Annotated in this window: 15 protein-coding genes; 11 read left to right on the top strand and 4 right to left on the bottom strand. The window is 72.1% G+C overall.

Annotation, left to right across the window (positions count from 1 at the left end):
- Positions 1-16: 16 nt before the first annotated feature.
- Positions 17-2,449, top strand: a complete 2,433-nt coding sequence (locus SA2016_RS10770; protein ID WP_084249452.1) for a RelA/SpoT family protein — start codon at positions 17-19, stop codon at positions 2,447-2,449.
- On the opposite strand, the gene SA2016_RS10765 is transcribed toward SA2016_RS10770, so the two are convergent.
- The 3 genes from SA2016_RS10765 to SA2016_RS10755 form a co-directional block, all read right to left on the bottom strand.
- Positions 2,446-3,102 carry a hypothetical protein gene (locus SA2016_RS10765; protein WP_066497953.1) on the bottom strand — a complete coding sequence of 219 codons (657 nt, stop codon included), beginning with the start codon at positions 3,100-3,102 and terminating at the stop codon, positions 2,446-2,448. The genes SA2016_RS10770 and SA2016_RS10765 overlap by 4 nt on opposite strands.
- 141 nt (positions 3,103-3,243) lie before the next feature.
- Positions 3,244-4,650 (bottom strand): DUF349 domain-containing protein, encoded by a 1,407-nt coding sequence (locus tag SA2016_RS10760; RefSeq protein WP_229710869.1) that lies wholly within the window; start codon positions 4,648-4,650, stop codon positions 3,244-3,246.
- 64 nt (positions 4,651-4,714) lie between these two features.
- Complete coding sequence (locus SA2016_RS10755; RefSeq protein WP_229710868.1) at positions 4,715-5,530, bottom strand: peptidylprolyl isomerase; 816 nt, start codon at positions 5,528-5,530, stop codon at positions 4,715-4,717.
- A 68-nt stretch (positions 5,531-5,598) separates the two neighbouring features.
- On the opposite strand from SA2016_RS10755, the gene hisS reads away from it, so the two are divergent.
- The gene (hisS, locus tag SA2016_RS10750; RefSeq protein WP_066497949.1) at positions 5,599-6,945 is read left to right on the top strand and encodes a histidine--tRNA ligase; all 1,347 of its coding nucleotides are present in this window, start codon (positions 5,599-5,601) and stop codon (positions 6,943-6,945) included.
- A 54-nt stretch (positions 6,946-6,999) separates the two neighbouring features.
- On the top strand, positions 7,000-8,778 hold the full coding sequence (gene aspS, locus SA2016_RS10745; RefSeq protein WP_066497948.1) for an aspartate--tRNA ligase: 1,779 nt from the start codon (positions 7,000-7,002) through the stop codon (positions 8,776-8,778).
- A 73-nt stretch (positions 8,779-8,851) separates the two neighbouring features.
- On the opposite strand, the gene SA2016_RS10740 is transcribed toward aspS, so the two are convergent.
- Positions 8,852-10,960: a hypothetical protein gene (locus SA2016_RS10740; protein WP_066497947.1), complete on the bottom strand. Its 2,109-nt coding sequence runs from the start codon at positions 10,958-10,960 to the stop codon at positions 8,852-8,854.
- 357 nt (positions 10,961-11,317) lie between these two features.
- Between SA2016_RS10740 and SA2016_RS10735 the strand changes: the two genes are divergently transcribed.
- The 8 genes from SA2016_RS10735 to SA2016_RS10700 all read left to right on the top strand — a co-directional run bounded on the left by SA2016_RS10735 (position 11,318) and on the right by SA2016_RS10700 (position 20,562).
- Positions 11,318-12,754 (top strand): replication-associated recombination protein A, encoded by a 1,437-nt coding sequence (locus SA2016_RS10735; RefSeq protein ID WP_066497945.1) that lies wholly within the window; start codon positions 11,318-11,320, stop codon positions 12,752-12,754.
- 160 nt (positions 12,755-12,914) lie between these two features.
- Complete coding sequence (gene rpsD, locus SA2016_RS10730; RefSeq protein WP_066497943.1) at positions 12,915-13,538, top strand: 30S ribosomal protein S4; 624 nt, start codon at positions 12,915-12,917, stop codon at positions 13,536-13,538.
- 121 nt (positions 13,539-13,659) lie between these two features.
- Positions 13,660-14,040 carry a DUF948 domain-containing protein gene (locus SA2016_RS10725; protein WP_066497941.1) on the top strand — a complete coding sequence of 127 codons (381 nt, stop codon included), beginning with the start codon at positions 13,660-13,662 and terminating at the stop codon, positions 14,038-14,040.
- A 38-nt stretch (positions 14,041-14,078) separates the two neighbouring features.
- Positions 14,079-14,291, top strand: a complete 213-nt coding sequence (locus SA2016_RS10720; RefSeq protein WP_066497939.1) for a hypothetical protein — start codon at positions 14,079-14,081, stop codon at positions 14,289-14,291.
- Positions 14,292-14,405: 114 nt separating this feature from the next.
- On the top strand, positions 14,406-17,084 hold the full coding sequence (alaS, locus tag SA2016_RS10715; protein ID WP_066497938.1) for an alanine--tRNA ligase: 2,679 nt from the start codon (positions 14,406-14,408) through the stop codon (positions 17,082-17,084).
- A gap of 12 nt (positions 17,085-17,096) precedes the next feature.
- Entirely contained in the window at positions 17,097-17,648 is a 552-nt protein-coding gene (gene ruvX / locus SA2016_RS10710) for a Holliday junction resolvase RuvX (protein WP_066497932.1), read from the top strand.
- Positions 17,649-17,653: 5 nt separating this feature from the next.
- The gene (gene mltG, locus SA2016_RS20895) at positions 17,654-19,696 is read left to right on the top strand and encodes an endolytic transglycosylase MltG (protein ID WP_229710867.1); all 2,043 of its coding nucleotides are present in this window, start codon (positions 17,654-17,656) and stop codon (positions 19,694-19,696) included.
- Positions 19,687-20,562 carry a shikimate dehydrogenase gene (locus SA2016_RS10700; protein ID WP_229710866.1) on the top strand — a complete coding sequence of 292 codons (876 nt, stop codon included), beginning with the start codon at positions 19,687-19,689 and terminating at the stop codon, positions 20,560-20,562. The genes mltG and SA2016_RS10700 overlap by 10 nt, the downstream gene beginning before the upstream one ends.
- Positions 20,563-20,584: the final 22 nt, after the last annotated feature.

Raw genomic sequence — 20,584 nt, 5'->3', positions numbered from 1 at the left:
GGAATCCCGTCAACGAATGGAGGTCCCCTCGGTGGTGGAGCGTCCGACGTCCCAGGCCCCGGCAGGGGCGCCCGGTGCCGCGGGGAGCGGCGCCGGGGGCCCGTCGTCGCCCGCGCGCACGGCGTCCCCCGCACCGCAGGCCGCCCCGGCACCTGCCGGCGCGGGCGGGAACAGCCTGCTCGAGCGCCCTACGCTCGGCCGCCGGGACTGGTCCTTCGCGAGGCTGGCACGGCTGACCGGCCGCGGGCCGAGCGCCCACTCGCCGATCCTCGAGCCGCTGCTGCGCACCGTGCGCGCCAACAACCCGCGGGAGGACTTCGACCTCATCCAGCGGGCCTACGAGGTCGCGGAGCGCAGCCACCAGGGGCAGAAGCGCAAGAGCGGCGACCCCTACATCACCCATCCCGTCGCGGTGGCCACCATCCTGGCCGAGCTCGGGATGACCGGGACGACGCTTGCCGCGGCGCTCCTGCACGACACCGTCGAGGACACCTCCTACACGCTCGAGCAGCTGAAGAAGGACTTCGGGCCCGAGGTCGCGATGCTCGTGGACGGCGTCACGAAGCTCGACAAGGTCCAGTTCGGCGAGGCGGCCCAGTCGGAGACCGTGCGCAAGATGGTCGTGGCGATGGCCAAGGACATCCGCGTACTCGTCATCAAGCTCGCGGACCGGCTGCACAATGCGCGCACCTGGCGCTTCGTCTCACCAGAATCCTCGGCCCGCAAGGCCCGCGAGACGCTCGAGATCTTCGCGCCCCTCGCGCACCGGCTCGGCATGAACACCATCAAGTGGGAGCTCGAGGACCTCTCCTTCGCGGCCCTCTACCCCAAGGTGTACGAGGAGATCGTGCGCATGGTGGGGGCGCGCACCCCGGAACGGGAGAAGCAGCTCTCGGTGATCCGCGCCCAGATCGCTGACGACCTGCGCGCGGCGAAGATCAAGGCCGAGATCACCGGCCGCCCCAAGCACTACTACTCGATCTACCAGAAGATGATCGTCCGCCAGAAGGAATTCGACGACATCAACGACCTCATGGGCGTCCGCGTCCTGGTCGACACGGTGCGCGACTGCTACGCGGTGCTGGGCACCCTGCATGCGCGGTGGAACCCGCTTCCGGGCCGGTTCAAGGACTACATCGCGATGCCCAAGTTCAACATGTACCAGTCGCTGCACACGACCGTGATCGGGCCGAGCGGGAAGCCGGTCGAGATCCAGATCCGCACGCACGACATGCACCGGCGGGCCGAGTACGGCGTCGCGGCCCACTGGAAGTACAAGGACCAGCCGCGCACCCAGAGCCACACGCCCAGCGGCAAGGCCTCCGAAATGGGCTGGCTCCGCTCGCTCGTGGACTGGCAGCAGGAGACCTCGGACCCGGGGGAGTTCCTCGACTCGCTCCGGTTCGAGATCAACGCGAAGGAAGTCTTCGTGTTCACGCCCAAGGGCGAGGTCATGGCGCTGCCGGCCGGATCCACCCCGGTGGACTTCGCCTACGCGGTGCACACCGAGGTGGGCCACCGGACCATCGGGGCCCGGGTCAACGGCAAGCTCGTCCCGCTCAACAGCGAGCTCAACCACGGCGACTGGGTCGAGATCTTCACCTCGAAGGCCGAGGGCGCCGGCCCGAGCCAGGACTGGCAGCACTTCGTCAAGAGCGCCCGGGCCCGCAACAAGATCAGGCAGTGGTTCTCGAAGGAGCGCCGCGAGGAGGCGATCGACAAGGGCAAGGAGCTGCTCACCCGGGCGATGCGCAAGCAGAACCTCCCGCTGCAGCGCCTGCTCAGCCACGACGCGCTGCTCGCCGTGGCCCAGGAGTTCCGCTACCAGGACATCGCGGGGCTCTACGCCGGCATCGGCGACGGCCACGCGTCGGCCCAGTCGGTGGTCGAGAAGCTGGTCGACAGCCTCGGCGGGGCGGCCGGGGCGGCCGAGGACATCGCCGAGACGATCGCGCCCACCAAGGGCAGCACCCCGCCCAAGTACTCGAACTCCGGCGTGATCGTGAAGGGCGTCGGCGACGTGTGGGTCAAGCTGGCCCGCTGCTGCACGCCCGTGCCGCCGGATCCCATCATCGGCTTCGTGACGCGCGGCTCCGGGGTCTCGGTGCACCGGACGGACTGTACGAACATCGCCACGCTCCGTGCCGAGCCGGACCGCATGGTCGACGTCGAATGGGCGCCCACCCAGTCCAGCGTGTTCCTCGTCGAGATCCAGGTGGAGGCGCTCGACCGCAAGAGCCTGCTCTCCGACGTGACCCGCGTGCTCTCCGAGAACCACGTGAACATCCTCTCCGCGCACGTGCACACGTCCACCGACCGGCTGGCCGTCTCTCGCTTCGCGTTCGAGATGGGGGACCCCAAGTACCTCAGCCATGTGCTGGGTGCGGTGCGCCGCATCGACGGCGTGTTCGACGTCTACCGCACCACCGGCAACCGGCGCCGCACCTAGCAGGAAGGCCCCCGCTCGAGCGGTCCGCCCGCCGGGCGGCCCTCCGGTGTGGCGCCCTCAGGAGAGCCGAGGCAGCCGAGCACGCGTCGCGCCCTCTCCTTGTGGGGCTGCCTGGGCATCGCCTCGAGGCCCGCGGACACGAGGGCCGGTGTGAGTCCCAGGCCGGGATGGTCCAGCAGTCGCCGCAGCACGGGCAGCGCCGTGCGCTCCTCGGAGTGGAGCGCGAGGTCGATCGCCGTGCGGAGGCCGCTCGTGACCCTCAGTCCCGCGATGTCGACGACGTCGAGGTCCCCGAAGCGCACCTCGTGGACCAGAAGCCTGTCTCCGGTGCCGAGCCGCGCGAGCCGCCGGGTGCTCTCGACGAGCATGACCGGCCGCTCCGGCGCCGGCGCGCAGCCCAGGACCCAGGCTGCGGTCATCCGCCCCGCCACGGTCCGCTCGCGCACCCGCGGAGTGAGCGTCTGCGCCAGCGCCCGCGCCCTCAGCTGGGCCGTGGCACGCGCCGCCGCGGGCACATACACCTGGGCGAGAATCCGCCGGACCACCCCGTCGGACTCCATCGCCTGCAGTTCGACGGCGCTGAACGGGCACCCGGCCGTGAGCACGGGCGGCCCGCCGAGGCCCGCGCCGCGGGGGAAGAGGGAATCTGGCATACGGTCATCATGCCCCGGCCTGCGGGCTGTGCGCGCGCCCGGGCCGATGCCTGTGGACAACGCCCCGCGGAGCGGACGCACTGAGGGCCCGGCACCGCACGATGGCTGTGCCGGGCCCTCAGGAGGATGGGCGGAGCCGGATCAGCCGAGCTCGTCCGCCGACTTCTGCAGCGTCGAGAGCCACAGGCGCCGCGCATCCAGGGCCTCCTGGGCCTTGGCGGTCGCCCGGGCGTCACCCTTCGACTGGGCCGCGGCGAGCTCCTCCTCGAGGCTCGTGATCGAGGCCTCAAGCTGGCTCAGGGCCGAGTCGGTACGGGCCTTCGTCTCCGGATCCGTGCGGCGCCAGTTCTCGTGCTCGGCCTGCGCGACCGCGTCCTCGATGCGGCGGAGTCCCGACTCCATGCGCCCCATGTCGGCACGCGGGACGCGGCCCGCCTCCTCCCACCGCTCCCGGATGGACTGGAGCGCCTTCTTGGCCGCGTTCAGGTCCTGCACCGGCAGGATCTGCTGGGCCTCGGCGAGGAGGGCCTCCTTGGCCTTCAGGTTCGACGAGTACTCCCGGTCCACCGCGTCGTTGGCGGCCTGGCGTGCCTCGAAGAACACGTTCTGCGCGGCCCGGAAGCGGACCCAGAGGGCGTCGTCCTCCTTGCGGCTGGCGCGCGGAGCGGCCTTCCATTCATCCATGAGGCGGCGGTACTCACCGGCGGCCCAGCCCCAGTCCGTGGAGGTCTGGAGCGACTCGGCCTCGGCGATGAGGCGCTCCTTCACGGTCTTCGCCTGGGCGTTGATGCTGTCCAGCTGGGAGAAGTACGCGCGGCGGTGCCGGTCGAACTGGGTCCGGGCGGCGCGGAAGCGCTTCCACAGGGCGTCCTCGGCGGCGCGCCCGAGGCGCAGCCCCGACTTCTGGGACGACTTCCACTCCTCGAAGAGCTCGTTCATCCGGGCCCCGCTCGACTTCCACTGGGTCCGCTCGGGGTCCTGGCCGCTGATCTGCTCGGCCTCGGAGACGATGGCCTCGCGCCGCGCGAGCTCCTCGGCCCGCGCAGCCTCATGCTGGGCCTTCTCGGCGGCCTCCGCCTGGACGAGGGACTGCTCGAGGGCGTCGAGGCGGCCCTCGGCCGCGCGGAGGTCCCCGACCATCGCCCGCTCAGCGAGCTGGGCCCGCAGATGGGAGGCGGCCTTGCGGACGTCGGCGACGGCGGCGTGGGAGGCGACCCGCTGCTCGAGGAGCCCGATCTGGGCGAGGACGTCCTCGAACTTGCGCGCGAAGTAGGCCAGCGCCTCGTCGGCGGAGACCCCCGGGTACTGCCCGACCGGGTGCTCCTCGCCGTCGATGGTGAGGAAGACGTGCCCATCGCCCTCGACTCTTCCCCACTTCGAGGCCTCGGCAAGCGAGACGGGCGCCGCAACGGGGGCGGCGACGACGGCGGGGGCCGGGGACGGCGCCACCGGCGCGGCTGGCTTGAGCTTGGCCGCGAAGGCGGCGGGGGACGGTACGGACGCGGCCGTTGCGGCCGTGGTGTCGTCGGATTTCTGACTTTCGGTCACCGCTAGAACTCTTTCGATTGTGGTTTGTCCTTCGGAGGGGCTGCCGGGGTACCGGCAGCCCGCGTCACTTCACCGTGAACGAGTCTATCGTGACTGGCGTCACGGGAGCCCCGTCATTGCCGGTCTTGACGCCTTGGGCGGCAATCGCCTGGACGACGTCGAGGCCTGAGGTCACGTGGCCCACGACCGTGTAGCCGCCGGCGCTGTCCGAGGGAATGGTGGTGTCCTTGTACACGATGAAGAACTCCTGGCCGTTCCCGTAGGCGTTGCCCGCGGTCCGCGCGACCGCGATCGTGCCCGCGGGGTACTTGCCGTCCGCCGGCGTGTTCTCCAGCGGCCCCCAGGTGTAGGAGGGGTCGGCGGACCCGTCCGCCTTCTGGCCGCACTGCAGGAGGGCGAAGGACGCGCCGGTCGTGAGCCGGCCGCACTGCCGGCCGTTCAGCGTGCCTGCCTGCCCGAGGGACGAGAAGACGGCGGCGGCCTGGGGCGCCTTCGTGCCGTCGAGCTCGAACCCGACGGGCTTGCCGTTGAGGACGAGGCTGCCGGTGAACGTCTTCCCAGCGGCCGCTGCGGGCTTGGGGATCTGGGGGCCGTTGCTCGGGGCGGCGCTCGGCGTGGCCGACGGCGTGGGCGCCTCGAGCCCGGCCTGGGCGGCGGCGTACTCCGACGCGGTCGGGTTGGAGGCGAAGACCGTTCCCTGCAGCACGGCCGCGAGGACGACCGCGGCCGCGGTGGCTGTGGCGGCGATCGTGTTGTCGCGACGGCGCCGTCTCTCTTTGCCCCTGCGCAGCTCGGCCTTCGCGTCCATGAGCTGGATGCGACGGCGGTCCTCACGCACGTTCCGCTTGGCCACCGGGCAGTCCTCCATCCGCACGCTCATCTCAGGGTGCCTGAACAGGCGCATAAACTTGTGCAGCAGTCAGTCTACGCACAAGGAGTTTGTCACCCATGGCACGTACCGCCTCGCTGTCCGGATTCCCCGAGTGGCTTCCGCAGGAGAGGCTCGTGGAGCTCCACGTGCTCGACACCCTCCGGCGCACCTTCGAGCTGCACGGGTTCGCGTCGATCGAGACCCGGGCGGTGGAGACCGTCGGCCAGCTCCTGCGCAAGGGCGAGATCGACAAGGAGGTCTACGGCCTCTCGCGGCTCCAGGACGACGAGGACTCGGCGAGCCGGGACGACGCGAATGCGCTGGCCCTCCACTTCGACCTCACCGTCCCCTTCGCGCGCTATGTCGTCGAGAACGCCGGCTACCTCGCGTTCCCGTTCCGCCGGTACCAGATCCAGAAGGTCTGGCGCGGCGAGCGTCCCCAGGAGGGCCGGGCCCGCGAGTTCACCCAGGCGGACATCGACGTGGTGGGCGACGGCGATCTCCCCTTCCGCTACGACGTGGAGCTGGCGCTGGTCATCGCGGAGGCGCTCTCCGCGCTCCCGATCCCGCCGTTCCGGCTGCGGATCAACAACCGCAAGCTGGCCGAGGGCTTCTACCGCGGCATCGGCCTGACCGACACGGCGGGCGTGCTGCGCAGCATCGACAAGCTCGAGAAGATCGGCCCGGAACGGGTCGCGGAGCTCCTACAGGAGGAGCTCGGAGCCACCGCGGAGCAGGCGAAGGCCGCGCTCGAACTGGCCTCCATCCGCACCGAGGACACGTCCTTCGTCGAGCAGGTGCGCGCCCTCGGGGTGGAGGACGAGCTGCTCGCCGAAGGGCTCGCCGAGCTCGAGGAGGTCATCGCGGCGGCCTCGGCCGTCGCCCCCGGCAAGGTGGTCGCCGACCTGAGCATCGCCCGCGGCCTGGACTACTACACGGGCACCGTCTACGAGACCGTGCTCGTGGGCCACGAGCAGCTCGGCTCGATCTGCTCCGGCGGCCGCTACGACGCCCTGGCCACGAAGGGTACGCGGAAGTTCCCCGGCGTGGGACTGTCGATCGGCGTCACCCGGCTCGTCTCCCGGATCCTCAGCCAGGGTTTGGCGACGGCGAGCCGGTCGGTGCCGACGGCGGTGCTCGTGACGCTCGTCGACGACGGCGCGTGGGCGGCCGCGCAGGGCATCGCCGCCAGGCTGCGCAGCCGGGGGATCGCGGTCGAGGTCGCCGCCAAGGCGGAGAAGTTCGGCAAGCAGATCAAGTACGCGGACCGCCGGGGCATCCCCTTCGTGTGGTTCACCCACGCCGATGGCACCCACGAGGTCAAGGACATCCGCTCCGGCGAGCAGGTCGCCGCCGACCCCGACTCGTGGATGCCGCCCGCGGAGGACCTCGTGCCGCAGATCGCCGCGGCGCCGTCGGCCTGAGGCCCTGCGGGTAAACTCGATCCGAACCAACTCGTCCCTACTGAAAGAAGAGCTGTGCTGCGCACACACGGCCTCGGAACACTGCGTCCCGAGCACATCGGACAGACCGTCACCCTCGCGGGCTGGGTGGCCCGCCGCCGAGACCACGGCGGGGTGGCCTTCGTGGACCTGCGCGACTCGACGGGGGTCGCCCAGGTCGTCGTCCGCGAGGAAGAGGTCTTCCACGGACTGCGCAACGAGTTCGTCCTCCAGGTGGTCGGCACCGTGGAGCGCCGGCCGGCCGGCAACGAGAACCCGCACCTCGCCACGGGCGAGATCGAGGTCATGGCCGCGAAGGTGATCGTCCTCAACACGGCCGATCCGCTGCCCTTCCAGGTCGACGAGCACGTCGAGGTCGGCGAGGAGGCGCGCCTGCGCCACCGCTACCTCGACCTGCGGCGCCCCGGCCCCGCCCGGGCCATGCGGTTGCGCTCCGAGGCCAACCGGGTGGCCCGGGAGCTGCTGCACGCCGAGGACTTCCTCGAGGTCGAGACGCCGACGCTGACGCGCTCCACCCCCGAGGGCGCCCGTGACTTCCTCGTGCCCGCCCGCCTCGCGCCCGGCTCGTGGTACGCCCTCCCGCAGTCCCCCCAGCTGTTCAAGCAGCTCCTCCAGGTCGGCGGGATCGAGAAGTACTTCCAGATCGCCCGCTGCTACCGCGACGAGGACTTCCGCGCGGACCGGCAGCCCGAGTTCACCCAGCTGGACATCGAGGCGAGCTTCGTCGAGCAGGACGACATCATCGCCCTCGGCGAGCGGATCGTCGCGGCCCTCTGGAAGCTCATCGACGTCGAGGTCCCGACCCCGATCCGCCGAATGACCTACGCGGAGGCCATGGCGAAGTACGGCTCGGACAAACCGGACCTGCGATTCGGGCTCGAGCTGACCGATCTCACGGAGTACTTCAAGGACACGACGTTCGGCGTCTTCAAGGCCCCGTACGTCGGTGCGGTCGTCATGCCCGGCGGCGCCTCGCAGCCCCGCCGCACGCTGGACGCCTGGCAGGAGTGGGCCAAGCAGCGCGGCGCGAAGGGACTGGCCTACGTCCTGTACAAGGAGGACGGCGAGCTCGCCGGACCGGTCGCCAAGAACCTCACCGACGCCGAGCGCGAGGGGCTCGCAGCGGCCGTCGGGGCGAACCCCGGGGACTGCATCTTCTTCGCCGCGGGCGAGCAGGGCCCCTCGCGGGCGCTCCTCGGCGCCGCGCGCGTGGAGATCGGCCACCGCACGGGCCTCATCGACCCGGATGACTGGGCCTTCGTCTGGGTCGTGGACGCCCCGCTGTTCGAGGCGTCTGCCGATGCGAAGGCATCGGGCGACGTGGCCCTCGGCTACTCCGCGTGGACGGCGGTACACCACGCCTTCACCTCGCCCAAGCCCGAGTTCCTCGACACCTTCGACACCGATCCGGGCGAGGCCCTCGCCTACGCCTACGACATCGTGTGCAACGGCAACGAGATCGGCGGCGGCTCGATCCGTATCCATCGGCGCGACATCCAGGAGCGCGTCTTCAAGGTCATGGGCATCGGGGCCGAGGAGGCCCAGGAGAAGTTCGGGTTCCTCCTCGAGGGCTTCAAGTACGGTGCGCCGCCGCACGGCGGCATCGCGTTCGGCTGGGACCGGGTCGTCGCGCTCCTCGCGGGCGTCGACTCCATCCGCGAGGTCATCGCCTTCCCGAAGACGGGCGGCGGCTTCGATCCGCTCACGGCCGCGCCGTCCCCGATCACCCCGGAGCAGCGCAAGGAGGCCGGGGTCGACGCGAAGCCCGAGCCGAAGAAGGGCGCCGAGGCGTAGTCCCCGCACTCGCTCGACGCGCACGACGGCGAAGGCGCGGCTCCCGCTGGGGCCGCGCCTTCGCCGTGCCTGCTCAGGGCCGGTCCGGCAGCGGGATGTCCACGACCGCGCCCCTGCGCTCAGCCGCCGGGCCCGTCTCGGCAGAGATCACGAGGTGGCCCCCGGACAGTGCGCTGTCGAGGACGGTGGTGCTGCCGGACGCGAGCGCGCGGCTGTCGAGCCCGAGGGCCCGCCACGCGCCGTCGGCCCCGCGGCGCAGCGCTGCGGCATGCGACCGCGTCCTGGTCCCCACCGTGGCGACCAGGACGGCATCCTCGCCGTCCGAGGCCAGATCCGTGGCGATCGGTTCGTTCCCCTCGAGCGCATCGTGGGGCGCGGCGGACCAGGTCGCGCCGCTGTCGCTGCTCTCGTAGACCGCGACGCGCCGCGTGCGGTCGGCGAGTTCGTCGGTGACGGATAGGGCGAGCCTCGTGCCGACGCGGACGAGGCCTCCCACGGTCCGGTCTGTCCCTTCCGGGGCCGCAGGCACGGGCACCTCGGCGAACGCCGATCCGCCGGTGCTCCGCCAGGCCTTCAGCCGCGCGGTGCCCGCCGTGGTCGCCGTCCCGATCGCGATGATGGACCCGTCCGGGGCCTCGGCGAGCCTGCGCACCGTGACAGAAGTGCCCTTCGTTCCGGCGAAGGCGCCCGTGCTCGGCCGAGTCCACTGCATGTCATCGTGCCCCCGGACCGCAATCGCGCCGCTGACGGTGCCCTGGCGGTCGTCGACCTCGCCCGCGACGAAGAACGTCCCCTGGGCGACGAGCCCGTCCCGGATCACCGTCTTGTCCTGCGGGCCGGGGCTGAGGACGGCCTCGGACCCGGTGTTCCACTGGGAGCCGTCCGTGCTCGTCCAGGCAACACCATGGGTGCTGGTGGAAAGCTGCCTCTGGCCGAACAGTAGCCGGGCACCCTCTGCGGCGCGCAGGCCCCCGAAGCGCACGGGTGGATCCGATGGCAGAAGGGTCGGCGAGCCGAAGGATCCGCCCTCGGAGCGCCGGAAGACCGCGGCTTGCGCGCCCGCGTGTCCGAGCGCCTCGATGCCCGTGCCCACAGGGGCGATCGATGTGAGTTCCGTCGTGGGTGCCGAGGGCGCGGGGATCGAGGAGCGGAGTGTGGCCTTCCCCGACGGCTCCACGTAGTAGACCTCGGTGTCGGCGGTCAGGGAATTGCTGACGTCGTGGAAGGACAGGAAGCCGCCTGGCACGGCGACGTTGCCTGCAGCAAACCGGTGGGTGTGCTCTGGCAGCCCGGGCAGGGACACGGTCTTCCATGAGCCGGGGGTGCCGACTCGCAGACTCTGGGTCACCGCCGTCGGCTCACCGTCGTTGCCGGCCGCGAGGTACGCGCCCTCCGATTCTTCGAGGGTGTCGGCGCCCTGATTGCGCTGGGTTCCGTCGCGCAGCGCCGTTTCGAGGGTCGCGACCAGCCCGGAGGAGCCTCGGGGCCGCAGGAAGGCCGCCTGCGGCGCCGTGGTTCCCGGATCAACCCAGGCCCAGCCGACGGCGGCGAATCCCTGCGGAGACCATGTCGCCGCGCGCAAGCCATCGTTGTATCCGGACCCGTACTCCGTCCTGGCGGGCCGCTCGGTTTTCCACGTCAGGCCGGCGTCGGTGGAACGTGCGATCACCGACGAGATGGCCGTGCCCCCGGAGGACGATGGGATTTCGTTCTGGCCCACGACCATGAGCTCGCGACCGGACGAGGCGAGGTCGTTCAGAAACAGCTCGCCTGGGAAGGCGAGTCCCCGCGAGGATGCCGTGCCGACGTCCCAGACGATCCCGTCGGCGCTGGTGGCGACCTGCCATGGCGCTTCGTCCTTGCGGAACATGACGGTCCATCCGGACGTGGTGCCCGCGGCGAGCACCGTCCCCCCCTCGGGAATCGCGATCCCTTCGCCGGACTGGGCGTATGCGCGGCCGTCGGCGCTCGTGAAGACCGCGAGGCGGTCCCTCTGCGCCGTAGCCGTTCGGCCCAGGGCGAGCCAGCCTGCCGGCCCGGCGACCAGGCGCTCGAGCGAGGCCTCGGTGGCCGGCTGGCCGTCGATGGTGGCATCCTTCCACGTGGCACCGCCGTCATCGGAGAGCGAGATCCGCCCTGGGCCGCCGACACCGACGCCGGACGAGACCACGACGCCGACCATGGCCCCACGGGCTGCCGGAGACCGTGCCCCCGTGAAGTGCCGCGGAACGCGGGAGAGGTCGGTGGTGACGGCGGCACTGTCGACGGGGACAGAAGGGGCCCGCTCAGGGCTGCATCCCGCCGCGCCCAGAGCGAGTCCGAGCAAGGCCGCCGAGGCGACCGATCTCCTGAAGCGGCTGAGCATGGCGGGCGTAGGGCGCGAGCGAATCATGATCCCCCCGGATGGGTGTGCGGAAGGCGGCCCATTCCGGCCGCCCGCTGCGAACGTAGCAGCGGGGGACTGCTCCGCGCCCGTCGATCGCCGGCCCTGTGGATAACCGGTCCCGCGGTGTCGGCGGCGCGGGGTAGCGTAGTGGCGATGGAAGATCTGTTCGGTTCCAGCGACGGCGGCTACGCGGACGGCGGCGAGGAGGGCGCGCCGTCGGCCGCCTCTGACGCGCGCGCCGCGAAGGCGGCCCGGGACGCCCAGCGCAGCCCGCTCGCCGTCCGCATGCGTCCGCGCACCCTCGACGAGGTCGTCGGGCAGCAGCATCTGCTGGGGGAGGCGTCCCCGCTGCGCCAGCTCGCCGAGGGCGCCGCCGCCGGCGGCTCCGTGACCGGACCGAGCTCGGTGATCCTCTGGGGCCCTCCCGGGACCGGCAAGACGACGCTGGCCCACGTGATCGCCCGCGGTCCGGGCCGCAAGTTCGTCGAGCTGTCCGCGATCACGGCCGGCGTCAAGGACGTCCGCCGCGTCATGGACGAGGCGCTGACCGCCCGCGACCTGCACCGCACCACGACCGTGCTGTTCCTGGACGAGATCCACCGGTTCACGAAGGCGCAGCAGGACGCGCTCCTCCCCGGCGTCGAGAACCGCTGGGTCGTCCTCGTCGCGGCGACCACGGAGAATCCGTCGTTCTCGGTGGTCTCGCCGCTGCTCTCCCGCTCCCTCCTGCTCACGCTCAGGCCCCTCACGGACCAGGACATCCGCGGCCTCGTGGAGCGGGCGGCGGCGGACCCGCGCGGCCTCGGCGGCGCGGTGCGGCTCGCGGACGACGCCGCGGACCACCTCGTGCGCCTGGCCGGCGGCGACGCCCGCCGCGCCCTGACCGCGCTCGAGGCGGCGGCCGCCGTCGCGCTCGGGCAGGCGCGTGACGACGGGCAGGACCCCGCCGAACCGGTCACCGTCGAGGTGGCCCACACGGAGAAGGCGGTCGATGCCCACGCCGTCCGGTACGACCGCGCCGGAGACATGCACTACGACGTGGTGAGCGCGTTCATCAAGTCGATCCGCGGATCCGACGTGGATGCGGCGCTGCACTACCTGGCACGGATGGTGGAGGCGGGGGAGGACCCGCGCTTCATCGCGCGCCGGATCGTCATCTCCGCCGCCGAGGACATCGGGATGGCGGACCCCACCGCGCTCCAGACGGCGGTCGCCGCGGCCCAGGCGGTCCAGCTCATCGGCATGCCGGAGGGGCGGATCGTGCTCGCGGAGGCCGTGGTGCACCTCGCCACGGCCCCGAAGTCCAATGCCGCCTACATGGGGATCAACGCCGCCATCGCAGACGTGCGGGCCGGCCTCGGGACCGGCATCCCGCCGCATCTGCGCGACGCCCACTACGCCGGCGCCGAGCGGCTCGGCCACGGCAAGGGCTACCGGTACGCGCACGATGCGCCGCACTCGGTGGCCCGCCAGCAGTACCCGCCGGACGACCTGGTGGGCAAGGACTACTACGTGCCCACGGCCAACGGCGCCGAGCGCGAGCTGCAGGCCCGCGTCGAGCGCCTGCGCGGAATCGTCCGCGGCAGCTGACGCCCCGCATCCGTGCTAGGCTGGATGACCGTCTGGCACGTCCGGGCCGCTGCCCCCTGCGTGGGGTGCGCCCGTCGGTAGCAGAAGGCAGTCGCGGGCCAATGCTCTCCACCTCGGGAGGCCAGGAATCCACACGCCGCGGCACAATGAAAGGACACACGTGTCGAGCACTCGTGCCCGCCGTCAGACGCGCCTCTCGCGCTCTCTCGGCCTCGCCCTCACCCCCAAGGCCGCCAAGTACATGGAGCGCCGCCCGTACGGCCCCGGTGAGCACGGCCGCGCCCGCAAGAAGCAGGACTCGGACTACGCGGTCCGCCTCCGCGAGAAGCAGCGCCTCCGCGCCCAGTACGGCATCCGCGAGGCGCAGATGACGCGCGCCTTCGAGGAGGCCAAGCGCACCAAGGGCCTCACCGGTGAGAACCTCATCGAGCTCCTCGAGATGCGCCTCGACGCCCTCGTGCTCCGCGCCGGGTTCGCCCGCACGATCGCCCAGGCCCGCCAGCTGGTCGTGCACCGCCACATCACCGTCGACGGTGCTCGCGTGGACCGCCCGTCCTTCCGCGTCGCCGAGGGCCAGCTCATCGGCGTCCACCAGCGCTCCGAGACGATGACGCCGTTCCAGGTCGCCGCTGCCGGCGCCCACCGCGACGTCCTGCCCGCCGTCCCCGGCTACCTCGACGTCAAGCTCGAGGCCCTCCAGGCCCGCCTGGTGCGCCGCCCCAAGCGGACCGAGATCCCGGTGACCTGCGAAGAGCAGCTCGTCGTCGAGTACTACGCCCGCTGATCCGTTCCGCCCCCGGGCGGACGGGCAGTGACGAGGAGCCCGCGGCGCGCGCCGCGGGCTCCTCGCGTGTGTAAGGTAGCCAGAGGGTGCGCGGGCCAGCCGCGCGCCGGGAGGAGGAACCGTGTCCGGAGGGGACATCGCAGGACTCATCGCAGCAGGCGTCTTCGCCGTGCTCGTGGCCCTGCTGGCCGTGCCGATCCTGAAGCTCGGGCGCGTGCTCGACGAGCTCCGCGCCTCGATCCGCACCCTCGCCGACGGCGCCACCCCCCTGATGGACGAGGTCACGATGACCGTCTCCACCACGCACGAGCAGCTCAAGAAGGTCGACGGGATCGCCTCCAACGTCTCCGACACCACCGCGAACGTCTCGGCGCTCTCCTCGCTCGTCGCGGCCACGGTCGGCTCGCCGCTCGTGAAGGTGGCCGCCTTCTCCTACGGCGTCCGCTCGGCCTTCGCCCAGCGGCAGAGGACGCCCCGCGCCTCCGGCCGCCGCAGCCGCTGACCGGCACGTCCGGCAGCAACCAAGGAAGGGAAACCGTCGTGAAGCGCATCGTGTGGCTGTCGGTGGGCGTGGCGCTCGGCGCCGTCGCCTACCAGAAGATCGCCGCGGCCCGTTCGCTCGCCTCACCCGGGGGCATCAACCGGGCCGTCGCCTCGCTCGCGGACAGCGTGGCCCACTTCGCGGACCAGGTGCGCGCAGGGATGGCCGAGCGCGAAGGCGAGCTGCGCCAGGGCCTCGGCCTGCAGGACTAGCTGCCGCGCCTAGAATTGATGAAGGCATCCGGGCCCACCAGTGCCCGGATCTGCTGGCCGTCCGGCGCCGCGGCGCGCCGCGTCCACTCGTAGAGAAGGTTGAAGAACACGCCCATGAAGTCGCACGAGATCACCCGACGCTGGATCGACTACTTCGTCAGCAAGGGACACACGGCGGTGCCCTCGGCATCGCTCGTCTCGAGCGACCCCTCCCTGCTGTTCACGGTGGCGGGCATGGTCCCCTTCATCCCGTACCTCACCGCCCGCGAGGAGCCGCCCTTCCCGCGCGCGACCAGCGTCCAGAAGTGCATCCGCACCGGGGACATCGAGGAGGTCGGCAAGACCGCCCGCCACGGCACGTTCTTCCAGATGTGCGGCAACTTCTCCTTCGGTGACTACTTCAAGGAGGACGCGATCCGCTTCGCGTTCGACCTCCTGACGAAGGGCGTCGACGACGGCGGCTACGGCCTGCCCGCCGAGAAGCTGTGGGTCACCGTCTACGAGGACGACGACGAGGCGGCCAACCTCTGGCTGGCGCACACCTCGATTCCCGCCGAGCGCATCCAGCGCATGGGCAAGAGCGACAACTACTGGTCCACCGGCCAGCCCGGCCCCGCCGGGCCCTGCTCCGAGATCTACTACGACCGTGGCCCCGCCTACGGCATCGAGGGCGGCCCCGCCGCGGACGACAACCGGTACATCGAGATCTGGAACCTCGTGTTCATGCAGTACCAGATCGAGAACGTGCGCTCGAAGGTCGACTTCGACATCGTCGGAGAGCTGCCCAAGAAGAACATCGACACCGGCCTGGGCATGGAACGCCTCGCGATGATCCTCCAGGGCGTCGAGAACATGTACGAGACCGACCAGGTCCGCCCCGTGATCGACAAGGCGGCCGAGCTCTCGGGCAAGGAGTACACCTCCGCCGAGGCCGCCGACGATCCGCACCACGCCGACGACGTCCGCATGCGCGTCGTCGCCGACCACGTCCGCAGCGCGCTCATGCTCATCGCCGACGGGGTGACGCCCTCGAACGAGGGCCGTGGCTACGTGCTGCGCCGCCTCATCCGGCGCGCTGTCCGCGCGATGCGCCTCCTCGGCGTCGACAGGCCCGTGCTCCCTGCGCTCCTGCCGGCCTCCCGCGATGCCATGAAGGGCGTCTACCCGCAGGTCGAGAAGGACTTCGACCGCATCAGCCGGATCGCGTACGGCGAGGAGAAGGCGTTCCTGCGCACGATTGCCGCCGGCACCGCGCGCCTCGACGAGGCCGTGAAGGCCTCGAAGTCGGCTGGCTCGCCCCTCTCCGGCGAGGAGGCCTTCACGCTCCATGACACCTACGGCTTCCCCATCGACCTGACCCTCGAGATGGCCGAGGAGGCCGGGGTCTCCGTCGACGAGACCGCCTTCCGGGCGCTCATGGAAGACCAGCGCCAGCGCGCCCGCAAGGACGCCAAGGAGAAGAAGTCCGGCCACGCCGACCTGACGCTGTTCCAGGAGCTGCACGCCGCCGGGGACACCGTCTTCACCGGCTACACGGAACTCGGCGGCGAGTCCCGGATCCGCGGCCTCGTCGCCGGCGGCTCCCGCGTGGACCGCGCGTCGGCGGGCGAGGAAGTGGAGATCGTCCTCGAGGAGACCCCGTTCTACGCCGAGGCGGGCGGCCAGGCGGCCGACCGTGGCCTCATCAGCGCCGACGGCGTCCTCGTCGAGGTGCTCGACGTCCAGCGCCCGATCAAGGGCCTGTCGGTCCACAAGGCGATCGTGCGGGAGGGCGAGCTGAGCGCCGACGCCCTGGTGCGCACCGCCGTCGACCGCGAACGGCGCCACGGCGCCGAGCAGGCGCACACCGCAACGCACCTCGTGCACGCCGCCCTGCGCCAGATCCTCGGCCCGGAGGCGGTCCAGCGCGGCTCGTTCAACAAGGCCGGCTACCTCCGCTTCGACTTCGCCTGGGGCGAGCAGCTCTCCGGCGCGGCCAGGAGCGAGATCGAAGAGGTGGCCAACCTCGCGATCCGCGACAACTTCTCCGTCAACACCGCCGAGATGCCGCTCGCCGAGGCGAGGGCGGCGGGGGCCATGGCCCTGTTCGGCGAGAACTACGGCTCCCGCGTGCGCGTGGTCGAGATCAACGGTCCGTGGTCGATGGAGCTGTGCGGCGGCACCCACGTCGGCACCACCGCGCTCATCGGCAGCCTGACGCTGCTCGGCGAGCAGTCGGTCGGCTCGGGCAACCGCCGCGTGGAGGCCTACGTGGGCCTCGACGCGTTCCGCCACCAGGCGGCGGAGCGGGCGCTCGTGTCCGAGCTCAGCGAGATGTTCAAGGTGCCCTCGGCGCAGCTCACCGACCGCATCTCCGCGACGCTCGAGAAGCTCAAGACGGCCGAGAAGGAGCTCGAGCGGCTCCGCAAGGAGAAGCTCGCCGCCTCCGCGGCCGCCCTCGTGGGCAGCGCGAAGGACGTCGCCGGGGTCCGCCTCATCACGCACGACGCCGGCGAGCTCGGCTCCGCGGACGAGCTGCGGGCGCTCGCGCTCGACCTCCGCGCCCGCCTCGGCTCCGGGCCGGCCGCCGTCGCGGTGGCCGGCGTCGCGAAGGGCCGCCCCGCGGTCCTCGTCGCCACCAACGAGGAGGCACGTGCTGCCGGCGTCAAGGCAGGTGCCCTCGTGCGCACCGCCGCCGGGATCCTCGGAGGAGGCGGCGGCGGGAAGGACGACGTGGCCCAGGGCGGCGGGACCGACCCGTCGAAGATCGTCGAGGCGCTGGGCGCGGTCGCGACCGCGGTCGCCCAGCGCTAGCGGGGGCCGCCTATGACTGCCCCCCATCACCCGGAACGACCCTTCCCGCGCGGCGTGCGGCTCGCCGCGGACGTGGGAACCGTGCGTGTCGGAGTCGCCGTGTGCGACCCCGACGGCATCCTCCCCACCCCGCTCAAGACCCTGTCCCGGGATCCCAAGCGCAACAGCGACATCGCCGTCCTCGCCAAGGAGGCCGCCGCCCGCGGCGCGGTCGAGGTGTTCGTCGGCCTGCCGCGGACGCTCGCGGGCCGGGAGACCCAGTCCGCGGCACTCGCGAGGTCCTTCGCCGAGCGACTGGCCGTCGCCCTCGACGCGGCTGGGACCGCCTGCGGCGTGCGGCTCGTGGACGAGAGGTTCAGCACCGTCGAGGCGGAGCGCAGCCTGCGGGCGGCCGGCATGGACGCCCGCGAGCAACGTAGAGTGGTGGACCAGATGGCGGCGGTCGGTATACTCCAGCACGCGCTGGACCTGATCCGTGGCCGCGGTGAGGCCGGCGACCCTGTGGGTGTCCCGGAGGTGCGGACTGGGGAGATCCGCAGCGACGACTCGGATGTGAGAGGCTAGCGAGAATGGACCCCCAGGACAACACGACCCCGGCCGTGCCTGACCGGCCCTTGACCCGCCGCGAGATCCGTGAGCGTGAGCGCGCCCGTCAGGAGGAGCAGCAGCGCATGCTCGCCCCGCAGCGGCGCGCCTCGACGTCCCCTCCGTCCGCCTTCCCCCGGACCGCTGCCGCCTCCGACGGGACGTCGCCGCCCGCGGATTCCGCACCCCAGCGCGGCCCGGCCGCGTCGTGGGAGACCGTGCCCTCCCAGGTCCGCCCGCCGCAGTCCGGCCGACCGTCCACGCCAGCCGCGACCTCCGAGGACCGCGCTGCCCCCTCTCCGGACGGCGGCGGTCCCCGCGCGGGGACCCCCCACGGGCGCCGTCGCGCCCGCTCCTTCGAGACGGCGGACGCGGCCGTCCCGCCCACCTCCGCGACGATGGGCTGGGGCGCCTACCCGCCGTCGTCCGGCCCGCACGCGCCCGCCTACTCCCCGCCCTCTGCGATCCCCTCCGCCGAGTCGGGCGCCCCCTCGGTGCTGCCAGCACCCGTTCCGGCGGCACGCCCCGCAGCGGATGCCTCCCTGCACCACCTCCCGTCCGAAGGCGGAGCTGCGCCCTCCGGCACGGGCGACCCGGCGGCGACGTCGTATCTCCCCGCCGTGCCCGAGGCCCAGCCCGCCACGAGGCTCGTGGACCGGGTCTCGGCGCCGTCCGAGGACGCACCGATCCGCCGCAACGTCTTCCCGGCCGCCGCTCAGGCCTTCACCCGCGGCGCGGCGGCCCCCGCCGTCCTCGAACCGGAGCCCGCACCCGCCGAGCCGGCCGGCCATCCTGCCTGGGACGGTGCACACTCCCTGGGCGTGCACGACGACGCCCACGACGCAGACTTCCTCGACGCGGCTGAGCACGGGCACCACGGCCTGGCCGTCGACGACCACCCGCTCGACATCGCCCTGCCGCTCGACGCGGGCCACGGAGTCTTCGGCGAGCCGGTCGCGCCCAAGCCCTCCCGGCGGTCCCGCCGCTTCAGGGTCGTCATCGGGCTCACCCTCGCCCTGGGCCTCTTCGTCGGAGCGGCCCTGATCGGGGTCCAGTTCCTCAAGCCGCTCCTGGGCATCGACCAGGTCAAGGACTTCCCCGGCCCGGGCTCGGGCTCGGTCGTGGTGACCGTCCAGCCCGGCTCCGGGCCTGCCGCCGTGGCCAGCACCCTCCAGCAGCAGGACGTGATCGCCGACGCGGGCACCTTCCTCAAGGCCTTTGCGGCGGCGGGCGGCGATCTCCACCCCGGTGACTACACGTTCAAGAAGGAGATGAAGGCCTCGGACGCGGCGGCGATCCTGGCCGGCTCGGACAGTGCGAAGGTGATCTACTTCGCCCTGAGCGCGGGGATGCGGGTGGGTGACTCGCTCGATGCGATCGCGAAGGCTGCCTCGGTGGACCGCAAGGACCTCGATGCGCTCAACTCCAAGCCGGGGGACTTCGGGCTGCCGGCGAAGGCGAAGAGCCTGGAGGGCTACCTGGCGCCGGGGGAGTACCGGTTCCCGGTGGGGACCTCGGCCAAGGACATCCTGGCCAAGCTGGTCTCGACCACGGTGGACGAGCTCAAGCAGGACGGCATCACCGACCCGGACCAGCAGTACCAGGTCCTGACGGTGGCGAGCATCGTGCAGGCCGAGGGCGGGCAGGCGGACTACGGGAACGTGGCCGGGGCGATCGAGAACCGGCTCAAGCCCAACGACCAGACCAACGGGCTGATCCAGTCGGATGCGACGGTGACGTACGGGCTGGGCACGAAGACCGTGCAGCTGACCGAGGCGCAGAAGCAGGACGCGTCCAACCCGTACAACACGTACGTCCATCCGGGCCTCCCGCCTGGGCCGATCGGCTCGCCGGGGTCCAAGGCCGTGGCCGCGGCGGCGCACCCGACCCCGAACGACTACCTGTACTGGGTCACGGTCAACCTCGACACGGGGGAGACGAAGTTCGCCAAGACCTACGCCGAGCACCAGGGCTACGTGGCCCAGTACGAGCAGTGGTGCACCGCCAACCCGGGCAAGTGCCAGTGACCGTGGCCCGCGCCGCCGTCCTCGGCCACCCCATCGGGCACTCGAAGTCCCCGGCCCTGCACCGCGCCGCCTACCGGGTGCTGGGCATCGACATGGAGTACGGCGCCTTCGACCTCACCGAGGACCAGCTCCCGGCCTTCGCCGCCCGCGTGCGGCGGGAGCCCGGATGGCGGGGCCTGTCGGTCACGATGCCGCTCAAGGCCGCGTTCGTGCCGCTCGTGGACCGCGTCGAGGGCCTCGCGGCCGAGCTCGGCGTGCTCAACACGGTGGTGGTCGAGGACTCGGCCGCCGGCCCAGTCCTCGTAGGGCACAACACGGACGTCCTCGGCATCACCGAGTCGTTCCGGCACGCGGGACTGGATGCCGTGAGCGATCCCGTGGTCGTCGGTGCCGGGAACACGGCCCTGGCGTCCGTCGCCGCCCTGGCGAGGCTCGGCGCCCGCCGCGTCGAGTTCCTCGCGCGTGATGCGTCACGGGCCGGGGAGGCCGCCGCGCTGGCTGCCAGGCTCGGCCTGCAGGTGGCCGTCTCGCCGCTCGAAGGGGGAGCCGCCCGGCTCGCCGCGGCAGATGCCGTCGTCAGCACCCTGCCGCCGCGCGCCGCCGACGGGCTCGCCGCGGAGCTGACTGCCGTGCCGACGGACGACGGCGCCGCGCACGTCCTGCTCGACGTCGCCTACGATCCGTGGCCCAGCCGGCTGGCCGCCGCGTGGCAGGCGCGGGGAGGCCTCGTGCTGCACGGGCTCGAGATGCTCGTCTACCAGGCCGTCGAGCAGATCGTGCTGTTCACCGGGCGGGAGGACGCCCGGTCGCAGGCCGTCATAGATGTGATGTGCGCCTCAGTGGGCGCACCCCAGCACACGGCATAGCGCCGCCGCGTGGCAGGATTGA

The sequence above is a fragment of the Sinomonas atrocyanea genome (assembly GCF_001577305.1).
In the GTDB taxonomy this organism is placed as follows: domain Bacteria; phylum Actinomycetota; class Actinomycetes; order Actinomycetales; family Micrococcaceae; genus Sinomonas; species Sinomonas atrocyanea.
Note: the sequence above shows the minus strand (reverse complement) of the source record. Positions and strands in the feature narration are given on the sequence as shown.